Source organism: Streptomyces sp. NPDC007945, from assembly GCF_042958885.1.
GTDB lineage: Bacteria > Actinomycetota > Actinomycetes > Streptomycetales > Streptomycetaceae > Streptomyces.
Map to the genome: position 1 here is coordinate 173219 of NZ_JBIBJV010000001.1, position 14071 is coordinate 187289.

At 74.3% G+C, this 14071-nt stretch carries 8 protein-coding genes and 1 pseudogene; 5 read left to right on the top strand and 4 right to left on the bottom strand.

Annotated features, from left to right (window positions below):
- The first annotated feature begins 176 nt into the window (after window positions 1-176).
- Together ACFZCF_RS00825 and hrpB are read left to right on the top strand one after the other, a co-directional pair.
- Window positions 177-1016, top strand: a complete 840-nt coding sequence (locus ACFZCF_RS00825; protein ID WP_388439420.1) for a class I SAM-dependent methyltransferase — start codon at window positions 177-179, stop codon at window positions 1014-1016.
- A 102-nt stretch (window positions 1017-1118) separates the two neighbouring features.
- Complete coding sequence (hrpB, locus tag ACFZCF_RS00830) at window positions 1119-3665, top strand: ATP-dependent helicase HrpB (RefSeq protein ID WP_391283732.1); 2547 nt, start codon at window positions 1119-1121, stop codon at window positions 3663-3665.
- Between the two features lie 211 nt (window positions 3666-3876).
- Here the strand turns inward: hrpB and ACFZCF_RS00835 are convergent.
- The 3 genes and pseudogenes from ACFZCF_RS00835 to ACFZCF_RS00845 all read right to left on the bottom strand — a co-directional run.
- Window positions 3877-4071 (bottom strand): annotated as a pseudogene (locus ACFZCF_RS00835) (porin PorA family protein); the annotation flags it as partial.
- Window positions 4072-4080: 9 nt separating this feature from the next.
- Window positions 4081-4221 (bottom strand): SPW_0924 family protein, encoded by a 141-nt coding sequence (locus ACFZCF_RS00840; RefSeq protein WP_391283734.1) that lies wholly within the window; start codon window positions 4219-4221, stop codon window positions 4081-4083.
- Between the two features lie 195 nt (window positions 4222-4416).
- Complete coding sequence (locus ACFZCF_RS00845) at window positions 4417-6300, bottom strand: lytic murein transglycosylase (RefSeq protein WP_391283736.1); 1884 nt, start codon at window positions 6298-6300, stop codon at window positions 4417-4419.
- 304 nt (window positions 6301-6604) lie between these two features.
- Here ACFZCF_RS00845 and ACFZCF_RS00850 point away from each other — a divergent pair, with 304 nt between their 5' ends.
- Entirely contained in the window at window positions 6605-7525 is a 921-nt protein-coding gene (locus ACFZCF_RS00850; RefSeq protein ID WP_391283738.1) for a DUF4184 family protein, read from the top strand.
- 154 nt (window positions 7526-7679) lie between these two features.
- Here ACFZCF_RS00850 and polA read toward each other — a convergent pair whose 3' ends face one another.
- On the bottom strand, window positions 7680-10391 hold the full coding sequence (gene polA, locus ACFZCF_RS00855) for a DNA polymerase I (protein WP_391283740.1): 2712 nt from the start codon (window positions 10389-10391) through the stop codon (window positions 7680-7682).
- A gap of 122 nt (window positions 10392-10513) precedes the next feature.
- On the opposite strand from polA, the gene ACFZCF_RS00860 reads away from it, so the two are divergent.
- Together ACFZCF_RS00860 and ACFZCF_RS00865 are read left to right on the top strand one after the other, a co-directional pair.
- The gene (locus tag ACFZCF_RS00860; protein ID WP_391283741.1) at window positions 10514-12802 is read left to right on the top strand and encodes an FdhF/YdeP family oxidoreductase; all 2289 of its coding nucleotides are present in this window, start codon (window positions 10514-10516) and stop codon (window positions 12800-12802) included.
- Window positions 12803-12865: 63 nt separating this feature from the next.
- Window positions 12866-13369, top strand: coding sequence for a PaaI family thioesterase (locus ACFZCF_RS00865; RefSeq protein WP_382812073.1), 504 nt, complete (start codon window positions 12866-12868; stop codon window positions 13367-13369).
- Window positions 13370-14071 lie beyond the last annotated feature (702 nt).

A 14071-nucleotide genomic window follows, 5' to 3' on the forward strand; every position in this document is an offset into this window, starting at 1 on the left:
CGCGCAGGCCCGCAGCGCAACCTTTAGCATACGGGGGCGGCCGGACAGGGTCAATGTGCGAAGCGCGCAGCCGGGACGGAAGTGCGCGAACCCGGCACAACTCGTGTCCGTACGCGGGCCGTCGGCGGGCCTCCGCCGTTCCGTGGCACTGAGCGCAAACTACATCGACGGGCGAGATGAACCAAGAGTACGGACAGGACGACCGCCTCGGGACGGACGAGGACGAGGCGGTGGCGACCCGGCGTGACGCCGGGGACGCGGAGAGCAGCCGGGCGAGCCGGGGCTGGTGGGACCGGAACGCCGACGAGTACCAGAACGACCACGGTGCCTTCCTCGGCGACGACCGCTTCGTCTGGGGGCCGGAGGGACTCGACGAGGCCGACGCCGGACTGCTCGGGCCGGCGGAGGGGCTGAAGGGGCTGGACGTCCTGGAGATCGGCGCGGGCGCCGCGCAGTGCTCCCGGTGGCTGGCGGCCCGGGGAGCGAGGCCGGTGGCACTGGACCTCTCGCACCGGCAGCTCCAGCACGCCCTGCGGATCGGCGGGGAGGTGCCGCTGGTCGAGGCGGACGCGGGGGCGCTGCCCTTCCGCGACGGCTCCTTCGACCTCGCGTGCTCGGCGTACGGGGCGGTGCCGTTCGTCGCGGATCCGGTGCGGGTGTTCCGGGAGGTGCGCCGGGTGCTGCGGCCGGGCGGGCGCTGGGTGTTCTCGGTGACCCATCCCATCCGCTGGGCGTTCCCCGACGAGCCGGGGCCGGAGGGGCTGTCGGTCGCCGCCTCCTACTTCGACCGCACGCCCTACGTCGAGCAGGACGAGCAGGGGCGGGCGGTGTACGTGGAGCACCACCGGACGCTCGGCGACCGGGTGCGGGACGTGGTGGCGGGCGGGTTCCGGCTGATGGACCTGGTCGAGCCGGAGTGGCCGGAGTGGAACAGCCAGGAGTGGGGAGGCTGGTCCCCGCTGCGGGGGAACCTGATCCCGGGCACCGCGATCTTCGTGTGCGAGCGCGAGGACTGACGGAGCCGGACCGTCCCACCCGAGAGTCGGACAGTCGTAATTATGGGCGGGCCTGTGGACAACCGGGCCCGCCCTTTTTCCTTCGCGTACGAGACTGAGTGCGTGATCCGAAACGACGTACTCGATCTGCTTCCCGTCCGGCATGCCGTGCCCGAGCTGCTGGCCGCGCTCGAAGGGCGCGGCACGGCGGTGCTGCACGCACCGCCCGGCACCGGCAAGACCACGCTGGTGCCGCTGGCGCTCGCGGGGCTGACAGGGGACGGGCCGGAGCGGCGGGTGCTGGTGGCCGAGCCGCGCCGGATGGCGGTGCGGGCGGCGGCCGGGCGGATGGCCTGGCTGCTGGGCGAGGACGTCGGCGGCACGGTCGGCTTCGCGGTGCGCGGCGAGCGGCGGGCGGGGCCCGCGACGCGGGTCGAGGTGGTGACGACCGGCCTGCTGCTCCAGCGGCTCCAGCGGGACCCCGAGCTCGCGGGGGTGGACGTCGTGCTGCTCGACGAGTGCCACGAGCGCCATCTGGACGCCGACACCGCCCTCGCGTTCCTGGTGGACGTGCGGGCCGCGCTGCGGCCGGAGCTGGGGGTCGTCGCGGCCTCGGCGACCAGCGACGCGGAGGCCTGGGCCCGGCTGCTGACCTCCCAGGAGGGCGGCGGGCCCGCGCCGGTGGTGCGCAGCGAGGGCGAGGGGCACGGGTTCGCGGTGGTCCACGCTCCGCCGCCGGCGGGGATCCGGCCGGCGCACGGCACCTGGGTGGATCCGGCGCTGCTGCGGCACGTGGCGGCGACGGTCCGGGAGGCGCTGGCGCGGCACGAGGGAGACGTCCTCTGCTTCCTGCCGGGCACGGGGGAGATCGCACGCACGGCGGGGCTGCTCGACGGGGTGGACGCCGAGGTGCTCCAGCTGCACGGGCGGGCGCCGGCGGCGGTGCAGGACGCGGTGCTGCGGGGCGTGGGGCCCGGTGGCCGCCGACGGGTGGTGCTGTCGACGTCGGTGGCGGAGTCGAGCCTCACGGTGCCGGGGGTGCGGGTCGTGGTGGACGCGGGGCTGGCCCGGGAGCCGCGGATGGACCACGCGCGCGGCCTGGGGTCGCTGGCGACGGTGCCGGTGTCGGCGGCGGCGGCGACGCAGCGGGCGGGGCGTTCGGGGCGTGAGGCGCGGGGGACGGTGTACCGGTGCTGGTCGGAGGCGGAGGAGAGCGGGCGGGCGCGGTTCCCCGCGCCGGAGATCCGGATCGCCGACCTGACGGGGTTCGCGTTGCGGGCCGCCTGCTGGGGCGATCCGGCGGCGGAGGGCCTGGCGCTGCTCGACGCGCCGCCGGCCGGGGCGCTGGCGGCCGCGCGCTCGGTGCTCGCGTCGATCGGGGCGGTGGACGGGGCGGGGAAGGCGACGGGGCGCGGGGTGCGGATGGCCCGGCTCGGGGTGCATCCGCGTCTCGGGCGGGCGCTGCTCGACGGGGCGGCGGAGGTGGGCGCGCGGCGGGCGGCCGAGGTGGTGGCGCTGTTGAGCGAGGAGCCGCCGCGGGAGTACGGGGACGACCTGGCGGCGGCGTGGCGGGAGGCCCGCCGGGGCGGGGACGCGTACGGGGCCAGGTGGCGGGCGGAGGTGCGGCGCCTGGAGCGGGCGGCGGCCGCGGAGGCGGAGGGCGGTGCCGGGGAAGGGCGTGGGGCCGGGGACGACGCGGTCGCGGGGGTGGTGACGGCGCTGGCGTTCCCCGAGCGGGTGGCTCGGGCGCGGGAGCAGGGCGGGCATCTGATGGTGTCGGGGAGCGGGGCGCGGCTCGCGGAGGGTTCGGGCCTGCGGTCGGCGCCGTGGCTGGCGGTGGCGGTGGCGGACCGGACGGCGCGGGACGCGACGGCGCGGGTGCGGCTGGCGGCGGTGGTGGACGAGGCCGTGGCGCGGCGGGCGGCGGGCCATCTGTTCCGCTCGGGCGAGGAGGTGCGCTGGGAGGACGGCGACGTGGTGGCGCGGTCGGTGGAGCGGCTCGGGGCGGTGGAGCTGACCGTGCGCCCGCTGGGGGCGGGGGCCGATCCGGCGCTGGTGCGGGAGGCGCTTCTCGACGGGCTGCGGCGGGAGGGGACGGGGCTGCTGCGGTGGGGGCGGGAGGCGGTGGAGCTGCGGGAGCGGTTGGCGTTCCTGCACGGGGCGGTCGGCGGGGCGTGGCCGGACGTGGCGGAGGAGGCGCTGGTGGAGCGGGCCGAGGAGTGGCTGGAGCCGGAGCTGTCGCGGGCGGCGCGGCGGGCGGATCTGGGGCGGATCGACGCCGGGGAGGCGCTGCGGCGCCTGCTGCCGTGGGCCTCGGGCGAGGCGGGGCGGCTGGACGAGCTGGCGCCGGAGCGGATCGAGGTGCCGAGCGGTTCGCGGATCCGGGTGGCGTACGGGGAGGGGCGACCGGTGCTCGCGGTGAAGCTCCAGGAGATGTTCGGGCTCGCCGAGACGCCTCGGGTGGCGGGGGTGCCGGTGCTCGTCCATCTGCTCTCCCCCGCCGGGCGGCCGGCGGCTGTGACCGCCGATCTGGCCTCGTTCTGGCGGGACGGGTACCGGGCGGTGCGGGCGGAGCTGCGGGGGCGGTACCCGAAGCACCCGTGGCCGGAGGATCCCTCGGTGGCGGTGCCGACCCGGCACACGAGCGCGCGGCTCAGACGGGAGGGGTGACCGGCTCGGGGGCGGGCCGCGGCTCCGGGGGCCGGGCGGTGCCGGGAGCGGGGCGGCGGGCGCGGTGCTCCAGCCCGAGTGCGAGGGCGAGGAGGACGAGGGCGAGGAAGGTGAAGGTCCAGGGGAGCCGCGAGACGAGGAGGAGGACGGTGGTGCGGTTGGCGGAGACCAGCTCGACGGTGTCGGCGATGTAGTCCTCGCGCATCTTCACGATCTTCTCGACCTCGCGGGACGTGAGGGCGCCGTAGTCGAGGAGGGTCGCGGGGCGGGCCTCCAGGACGACCTCCTGGTACTGGTTCGGCGGCACCTTGGCCAGCCGGGGGAAGGCGTACCAGCGCAGGGTGGGCGCCATGGCGGCGAAGAAGACGGCGAAGGAGAGGAGGACGAGGCTGGCTCGGCGGCGCACGGGGGTTCCCTACTTCTTGGGGCCGGGGTCGGCGGTGAGCAGGGGTCTGGGCGAGGTGGCGCCGTGGGGCGGCAGATCGACCAGGGAGACGAGCAGGACGAAGAGCAGGACGGGCACGAGTCCGATCGCCGCGGCGACGAGGGCGCGCATGTCGGCCTCCCGGCAACTGAGCTGATGGGTCGTCAGGAAGTGGGCACGGTAGCAACGCGGCCGTGAGATGAGAACAGCCCGTGGCGGGGCGGACCGGAACGCGCGCCGCCCATGGACGGGGTGGATCGAAACGCGCGCCGCCCCCGGCGTCCCGGGAGGGGACGGCGGGGGCGGCGCGGAGAGCGGAGGTGCGGGTCAGGCGGAGGGCGAGGCGCTCGCGGTGGGCGAGGTGGCGGCGGAAGGGGAGGTCGACGGCGAGGTCGACGGCGACGTGGAGGAGGTCGGGGCCGGGTCCTTGGCCGGCTCCTCGGTCGGGTCCGGGGTCGCGGGCGGTGTGGTCGCCGGGGCGGTGACGGTGAGCGTCACCTTCGCGGTGCCGCCACCGGGGGCGGTGAGCAGCAGGACGTAGTCGCCGGCCTTCTGGCCCGCCACGAGGCCCGCGACGACCAGGCGGCCCTGGGCGTCGGTCTTCAGGACCTTGGTGCGGATCGGGTTGCCGGCGGCGTCCTTGCCGAAGGACGGGCCGTCGGTGCTCTGGGCGTCGGAGTCCGCGGAGTCGGTGATGACGGCGGTGACGGTCACGCCCGGGGCGAGGGCGCCGGCGAGCCGGGACTCGACGGTGACGTCGGCGTAGCCGGCGCCGGTCGCGGCCGTCAGGGCGGTGGTGCCGATCCGGGTGAGGGCGTCGGCCTTGCGGACCTCCACGGTCGCCTTCAGCTCGGCGGCCGGCAGGGAGGAGCGGCCGGGAACGGTGGCGCGGATGGTGAAGGACGCGGCCTTCTCGCCGGCGCGCAGGGCGGGGGCCTTGGCGACGCCCCGCGCGTCCGAGGTGACGGTGACCGTGGTGGCGCCCGCGGGGAAGCGGGCGTCCGTGGTGGCGGGGAGCGCGAAGCGGACGCTGACGCCGGCGACCGGGCGGCCGGAGGCGTCCACGGCGGTGACGGACGCGGTCTGGGCGAAGGTGCTGCCGGTGACCGCGGTGAGCGTCGCCGTGCCGGCCTTCAGACGGGAGACCCGGAGGGTCGGCGGCACCTCGATGGACGGCCGGGTGGGGTCCGCGGTCGGCGGCTTCGTCTGCTCCGCGGGCTTCGCCGGCGGGGTCGTGGCCGGGTCGGTGGGCTTCGGCGACGGCCTGTCCTGCGACGGGCGCGGCGAGGGCGCCGCCGGCGAGCTCGGCGTGACCGTGATCGGGAGGGGCGGCCGGCCGGGGGTGGGGCGGTCGCTGCGGTCGACCGGCAGCTGCCCCGTGCCGTCCGGGACGGTGTGGGCGCCGCGCCCGTAGTACTCGAACCAGTGGAGGACGGTCGTCAGGTACTCCCGGGAGCGGTTGTAGCTGAGGATCGCCTTGTCGAGGTCGGCCTTGATCGCCAGGTTCCGGCCGCCGGCGCACAGGTACATGCCCGCGGCCTGGGCGGCGTCGTAGACGTTCTGGGGGTCCTTCTTCCCGTCGCCGTTGGCGTCCTGGCCCCAGACGGCCCAGGTGGACGGGATGAACTGCATGGGGCCGAGCGCCCGGTCGTGGGTGGCGTCGCCGTCGAAGGCACCGTTGTCGGTGTCCTGGATGAGGGCGAAGCCGTTGCCGTTGAGGGCCGGGCCGAGGATCGGGGTGAAGGTGGTGCCGTTGCCGTCGACACGGCCGCCGTTCGCCTGGCCGGACTCGACCTTTCCGATGCCGGCGAGGAGCTGCCAGGGCAGGTTGCAGGCGGGGTCGGAGGCGCGGATCGAGGCCTCGGCGCGCTGGTAGGCAGCGAGGACGGTCGCGGGTATGCCGGCCGCGGCGGGCCCGGTGACGATCGGCACCTGGGGGGCGGTGGGCGCCACTCCGGGCACCTTCGGGGGGTTCAGCGGCGGCAGGTCCGTGAAGTAGGGCGAGTCGCCGGTCGCCGAGCCGCCGGTGCCTCCGCCGCCGTGCGGGGTGGTGGCGTCGCCGGCGCCGATGGCGGTGTCGCCGTTGAGGTTGTCGGTCGGCGGCGGGATCGCCCCCGGGCCCTGCGAGGCGGCCAGCGCCGCGACCGCGGCGGCGACGATCGCACCGCTCGTCGCTCCCCTGCGCAGGCGGCGGCCGAATTGCGCTGCCATTCCGGAACTCCCTCCCCAGTCGACTGCGGCCCCACGCTCCCCGCGTGCGGCCTCAGGCGACCCTATGCGATGTCCCTAGCACACGAAACCACGGCCTGCCCGTGTTTCACGCTTTCGTCACCCCTTGGCCTCCCGACGGCCGGACACGGAGGTCCGCACTCCGGAGTCGGGCCTCCGAAGCGCCGCCTTCGGGGCGTGAGGGACACGAGGGACAGGCGGTACGGAGGGGGCGCGCGGGAACCGTGCGGGCGGTCCGGTCCCTCTTGCACTCGGGCCGATCATCCGTACGACCGGGAGGTTCTCCGTGCCCTTCACCCTGAGCCATGCCGCCGCCGTCCTGCCGGGGCTGCGCCGGGACGGGACCGCGCGGGGACCGCTGGTCGCCTCCGCCCTCGTCGCCGGAAGCTTCTCCCCCGACCTCACCTACTTCGCGGCGACGGTGGTCCCCGAGGCGATGGCGTTCGGGGACGTGACCCACTCCCCCGTCGGGATCCTCACCGTCGACGTGCTGATCACCGCCGCCCTGGTGGGGCTGTGGCTGACGGTCCGCGAGCCGCTGGTGGGGCTGCTGCCGGCGCGGTGGCGCGGCCGGGTGTACGGAGTGGTGCGCGGCCGGCCGTGGCGGGAGCGGCGGCCGGCCGGCCTCGTTGCCTGGTTCGCGGTCTCGGCGGTGCTCGGCGCGGTCACGCACGTGGTCTGGGACGCCTTCACCCATGTCGACCGGTGGGGGACGCGGGCGATCCCCTTCCTGTCCGAGGTGGTGGCCGGCTTCCCGGTCTACCTGTACGCGCAGTACGGCGGTTCGGCGCTGGCGCTCGCCCTCCTGGTCTGGTGCGCGGCCCGGGCGCTGCGGGCGGTGCCGGCCGGTGCGGAGCCGCCCGCCGCGGTGCCGGTGCCGGGGCGGCGGGGGCGGCGGGCGGTGCTGCTGCTGATCGGGGCCTGCGTGCTGGCGGGGATCGCGCACCGGGTGCTGCGCTGGGCGGCGTACTGGGGCTGGGGCCGGATCGAGACCCCGCTCGACATCATCCCGACCGCCTGTTTCGGGGCGGGCGCGGGGCTCGTCGCGGGGCTGCTGCTGTACGGGACGGCGGCCCGGCTGTGGAGGAGGGGAGGGACTCCGGTCCCGGCCTCCACCCCCGGTCCGGGAGCGGGAGCGGAGGCGGAGGCGGAGGCGGAGGGGGACCCGGCGGACCGTGCGGCGCGCTCCGGTCCGGGCGTCCGCTGATCCCGGAGGCGCGGGGGTGCGGCCGCGCCTGGCGGGGCGGCGGGTGCGCCGGGTCGGCGCGAGGTGCGCGTACCCGACGGCATCCGCGAGGTGCGTACACACCGGTGGCCGCACCCCTCGGGGGAGGTGCGGCCACCGGTGGAGCGGTACGGGATCAGTGTGCGGCGGAGTCCCAGTTCGGGCCGACGCCGACGGAGACGTCGAGCGGGGCGCGGAGGTCGGCGGCGGCCGACATCTGCTCGCGGACCAGGGCCTCGACGCGCTCGCGCTCGCCGGGGGCGATCTCCAGGACGATTTCGTCGTGGACCTGGAGGAGCATCCGGGAGGTGAGGCCGGCCTCGGTGAGGGCCTGGTCGACCTTGAGCATGGCGACCTTGACGATGTCGGCGGCCGTGCCCTGGATCGGGGCGTTGAGCGCCATCCGCTCGGCGGCCTCGCGGCGCTGGCGGTTGTCGCTGTTGAGGTCCGGGAGGTAGCGGCGGCGGCCGAGCATGGTCTCGGTGTAGCCGGTGGCGCGGGCCTCGTCGACGACCCGGCGCAGATAGTCCCGCACCCCGCCGAAGCGCTCGAAGTAGGTGTCCATCAGGCCGCGGGCCTCGCCCGGGTCGATGTTCAGCTGCTGGGAGAGGCCGAAGGCGGAGAGGCCGTAGGCGAGGCCGTACGACATGGCCTTGATCTTGCGGCGCATCTCGGCGTCGACCGCGGACCGCTCGACGCCGAAGACCTGGGAGGCGACGGTGGTGTGCAGGTCCTCGCCGGAGGTGAAGGCCTCGATGAGGCCCTCGTCCTCGGAGAGGTGGGCCATGACGCGCAGCTCGATCTGGCTGTAGTCGGCGGTCATGAGGGACTCGAAGCCCTCGCCGACGACGAAGCCGTGCCGGATGGCGCGGCCCTCGTCCGTCCGCACCGGCACGTTCTGCAGGTTGGGGTCGGTGGAGGAGAGGCGGCCGGTGGCGGCGACGGTCTGGCTGAAGGTGGTGTGGATCCGGCCGTCGGCGGCGATGGTCTTGATCAGGCCCTCGACGGTGGAGCGGAGCCGGGCCTGCTCGCGGTGCCGGAGCATGATCACCGGCAGTTCGTGCTCGGTCTGGCCGGCCAGCCAGGCGAGCGCGTCGGCGTCGGTGGTGTAGCCGGTCTTGGTCTTCTTGGTCTTCGGGAGGTTGAGCTCGCCGAAGAAGACCTCCTGGAGCTGCTTGGGCGAGCCGAGGTTGAACTCGTGGCCGACGGAGGCGTGGGCCTCCTTGACGGCCTGCTGCACGGCCCCGGCGAACTGCTGCTCCATCGCCTCCAGGTGGTCGCGGTCGGCGGCGATGCCGTGCCGCTCCAGGCGGGCGAGGAGGATGGAGGTGGGCAGTTCGATGTCGTACAGCAGCTCGCGGGCGCCGACCTCGTCCAGCTTGGACTCGAAGGCGGCCCCCAGGTCGAGCACGGCGCGGGCCTGGGTCATCAGGGCCTCGGCCTCGGCGTGGTCCTCGGCGCCGAAGGCGAGCTGGCCCTCGGTGGCGGCGGCCGGGGCGAGCTCGCGGCCGAGGTACTCCAGGGAGAGGGCGTCCAGGGCGAAGGAGCGGCGGCCGGGCTTGACCAGGTAGGCGGCGAGCGCGGTGTCCATGGTGACGCCGGCGACGCTCCAGCCGTGCTCGGGGAAGACCCGCAGCGCGCCCTTGGCGTTGTGCAGGATCTTGGGGCGCTCGGGGTCGGAGATCCAGGCGGCCCAGGCCCGCTCGTCGGCCTCGTCGAGCTCGCTGGGGTCGAACCAGGCGGCCTCGCCACCGGCGCCGGCCAGGGCGATCTCGGCGACGGACCCGGTGCCGAGGGCCCAGGCGTCGACGGTGGCGACGCCGAGCGGCTGCTCGCCGTGGGCGGCCAGCCAGGGGGCGAGCTCGCCGGAGCCGAGGACGGTGAAGTCGAGCTCCACGCCGGGAGCGGGGGCCGGCTCGGCCTCCTCGGCGGAGCCGGGGTCGACGGCGAGGAGCCGCTCGCGCAGCGAGGGGTTGCGGATCTCCAGGGTGTCGAGGACCAGAGCGACGGCCTTGCGGTCGTAGGGCTCGCGGGCGAGGTCGGCGACGGTCTTCGGCAGCTCGACGTCCCGGACCATCTCGGTGAGGACGCGGTTGAGCTTGACGGACTCCAGGTGGTCCCGGAGGTTCTGCCCGGCCTTGCCCTTGACCTCGTCGGCGCGCTCGACCAGCTCGGCGAAGGAGCCGAACTGGTTGATCCACTTGGCGGCGGTCTTCTCGCCGACGCCGGGGATGCCCGGGAGGTTGTCGGACGGGTCGCCGCGCAGGGCGGCGAAGTCCGGGTACTGGGAGGGGCTGAGGCCGTACTTCTCCTGGACCTTCTCCGGGGTGAAGCGGGTCAGCTCGGAGACGCCCTTGGTGGGGTAGAGCACGGTGGTGTGGTCGGTGACGAGCTGGAAGGAGTCCCGGTCGCCGGTGACGATGAGGACCTCGAAGCCCTCGGCCTCGGCCTGGGTGGCGAGGGTGGCGATGACGTCGTCGGCCTCGAAGCCGTCGACGGCGAACCGCGGCGCGTTCATGGCGTCGAGGAGCTCGCCGATCAGCTCGACCTGCCCCTTGAACTCGTCGGGGGTCTTGGAGCGGTTCGCCTTGTACTCGGGGAACTCCTCGGACCGCCAGGTCTTGCGGGACACGTCGAAGGCGACCGCGAAGTGCGTGGGCGCCTCGTCGCGCAGGGTGTTCGCCAGCATCGACGCGAAGCCGTAGATCGCGTTCGTCGGCTGCCCGGTCACGGTGGTGAAGTTCTCCGCGGGCAGCGCGAAGAACGCCCGGTACGCGAGCGAGTGCCCGTCCATGAGGAGCAGGCGGGGGCGGGTGTCTGCGGGGGTCTTCGATGCTGTCTGGGCCACACGACGATCCTGCCACGGACCGCCGACAATCCCTTCCACACCGGCCGGGGTGCCGGGCTGTCGGTGCCGCGTGACAGGATCGGGGACGTACGACGCAGGACGATCGCTCAAGGGAGAGCGCGATGGTCAGCAAGCCGCCGGCCGGCGACCCGGTCCAGGACGCACCGCAGGTCACGCCGCCGCAGCACGCCGCCGCCGGGCTGCCCGCGATCGGGCACACCCTGCGGATCGCGCAGGAGCAGATGGGCGCCGTGCGCACCGCGCGCACCCTCCTCAAGGTCAACCAGAAGGACGGCTTCGACTGTCCCGGCTGCGCCTGGCCCGAGGGCGACAAGCGCCACCTCGCGGAGTTCTGCGAGAACGGCGCGAAGGCGGTCGCCGAGGAGGCGACGCTGCGGCGGGTGACGCCGGAGTTCTTCGCCGCGCACCCGGTCGCGGAGCTGGCGGAGCGGAGCGGGTACTGGCTGGGGCAGCAGGGCCGGATCACCGAGCCCATGTACCTGCCGGAGGGCGCGGACCGCTACGAGCCGGTGACCTGGGAGCGGGCCTTCGCGATCCTCGCGGAGGAGCTGACCGCGCTCTCCTCCCCCGACGAGGCGCTCTTCTACACCTCGGGCCGGACCAGCAACGAGGCCGCGTTCCTGCTCCAGCTCTTCGCCCGGGAGTTCGGCACCAACAACCTCCCCGACTGCTCGAACATGTGCCACGAGTCCTCGGGCTCGGCGCTGACCGAGACGATCGGCATCGGCAAGGGCAGCGTCACCCTGGAGGACCTGCACCGGGCGGACCTGATCGTCGTGGCCGGGCAGAACCCGGGCACGAACCATCCGCGCATGCTGTCGGCGCTGGAGAAGGCGAAGGCGGCCGGGGCGCGGATCATCTCGGTGAACCCGCTGCCGGAGGCCGGTCTGGAGCGGTTCAAGAACCCGCAGACCCCTCAGGGCATGCTGAAGGGGGCGGCGCTCACCGACCTCTTCCTCCAGATCCGGATCGGCGGCGACCAGGCCCTGTTCCGGCTCCTCAACAAGCTGGTCCTGGAGACGCCCGGGGCGGTCGACGAGGAGTTCGTGCGGGAGCACACCCACGGCTTCGAGGAGTTCGCGGCGGCGGCCGGGGAGGCCGACTGGGCGGAGACCTTCGCGGCGACCGGGCTGTCCCGCGCGGAGATCGAGCGGGCGCTGGAGATGGTGCTGGCCTCGGAGCGGACGATCGTCTGCTGGGCGATGGGCCTGACCCAGCACAAGCACTCCGTGCCGACCATCCGCGAGGTGGTCAATCTGCTGCTGCTCCGGGGGAACATCGGCCGGCCGGGCGCGGGCGTGTGTCCGGTGCGCGGGCATTCGAACGTGCAGGGCGACCGGACGATGGGCATCTTCGAGCGTCCCGCGCCGGCCTTCCTGGACGCGCTGGACAAGGAGTTCGGGATCGTCTCGCCGCGCCACCACGGCTTCGACGTGGTGCGTTCGATCCAGGCGCTGCGGGACGGCGAGGCGAAGGTCTTCTTCGCGATGGGCGGGAACTTCGTCGGCGCGACCCCGGACACCGAGGTGACCGAGGCGGCGATGCGCAGGGCCCGTCTGACGGTGCACGTGTCGACGAAGCTGAACCGCTCGCACGCGGTGACCGGCGCCCGGGCGCTGATCCTGCCGACGCTGGGCCGCACGGACAGGGACGTGCAGCGGAGCGGGCGCCAGTTCGTGACGGTGGAGGACTCGATGGGTCTGGTGCACGCCTCGCGCGGCAATCTGCCGCCGGCGAGCCCGCACCTGCTCTCCGAGCCGGCGATCGTGGCGCGGATGGCGCGGGCGGTGCTCGGATCGGCGTCGCGGACGCCGTGGGAGGAGTTCGAGGCGGACTACGCGGCGGTGCGGGACCGGATCGCGCGCGTGGTGCCCGGTTTCGAGGACTTCAACGCGCGGCTCGCGGCGAACCCCGGGGGGTTCGCGCTGCCGCACGCGCCGCGGGACGAGCGGCGCTTCCCGACGAAGACCGGCAGGGCGAACTTCACGGCGGCGCCGGTGGAGTACCCGAAGGTGCCGGAGGGCCGGCTGCTGCTGCAGACGCTTCGCTCCCACGACCAGTACAACACCACGATCTACGGTCTGGACGACCGCTACCGGGGGATCCGGGGCGGCCGCCGGGTGGTCCTGGTGCACCCCGACGACGCGGCGGCGCTGGGTCTGGCCGACGGGGCGTACGCGGATCTGGTGAGCGAGTGGACGGACGGCAGCGAGCGGCGGGCGCCCGGTTTCCGGGTGGTGCACTACCCGACGGCCCGGGGCTGCGCGGCGGCGTACTACCCGGAGACGAACGTGCTGGTCCCGCTGGAGTCGACGGCCGACATCAGCAACACCCCCGCGAGCAAGTCCGTGATCGTGCGTCTGGAAGAATCTCCGCAGCCGTCCGCCTAAGCGCTTGCTCAGCCAGCCGGGCGACGGAAGGATCAGCCGTACGACGACGAACGGAGCCGGGCCATGGGTGAGCAGCAGCACGTGAAGTTCCCGCAGGAGGTCATCGACGAGTACGCCGCGCTCGGCGTGGATCTGCCGGCGCTGTTCTCGGCGGGCCACCTGGGGAACCGGATGGGCGTCCAGATCCTGGAGGCCTCGGCGGAGAAGGTCGTCGGCACCATGCCGGTGGAGGGCAACACCCAGCCGTACGGGCTGCTGCACGGCGGCGCCTCGGCGGTGCTGGCGGAGACCCTGGGCTCGGTGGGCTCGATGCTGCACGGCGGCTCGTCGAAGATCGCGGTGGGCGTGGACCTGAACTGCACGCACCACCGCGGCGCGCGCAGCGGTCTGGTGACCGGCGTGGCGACCCCGGTGCACCGCGGGCGGTCGACGGCGACGTACGAGATCGTCATCAGCGACGAGGAGGGGCGCCGGGTCTGCTCGGCCCGCCTCACCTGCATGCTGCGGGAGATCGGTCCGCTGGACGCGGGCAACCTGCCGGCGGAGGGGAAGCTCGGCGGCGCCTGAGCCGCAGGGCCGGTCGACCGGCCCGTCTTCGCCGGAGGGGGCGGTACGCGGACGCGTACCGCCCCCTCCGGCATGTCCGGGGCACATCCGGGCACTTCGGGGAAGAACGCCGGCGCGGGGCCGATCGCGCCGGCTCCCGCCCACGGTCACCCTCCGCGCCCCAACTCCGTTTCCCTAATGCCTCTTTCACGCCAACCCCTCCCAACTCACCGCCCTCGTAGGTACGTTCGAGAGGGACGGGTTCCAGCCGAAGGAAGAGTGACCGACCGACCTTTCGGGAGGCGTTTTCCGTCACGCTGGGTGATCGCCAACGCCGTATGTCGAAAGGACGCCGAGGCTTGACATCCGTCCGCTCAGTTCGGGCGTCGTGTCCGATATCCGGAGACCCACCAAACCTCCACGTCAGCACCAAGATTCCCTCAAGCCCCTTAGCGGAACTGCACGTTCTCACGATGTGAACACCGGCCCGCGGACCGCAATGCCCGGATTTCGCCTGACCTCTCAGCCTCGCTCCACCCGTCGGCATAACAAGACAGTCACATCCTTCCCCCGCCGCTCCCCGACCCTCCCCACCTGCGCTTAGAGTCACCGCCAGTCACCGCGCCACTTGGACGGGACCTCCTGCACGGCCTCGTACCACCACGCAGTACGGCCCGGCATCCACCTCCGGCACCTCTTGCTCCGCAGCTCCACGGCACCGCC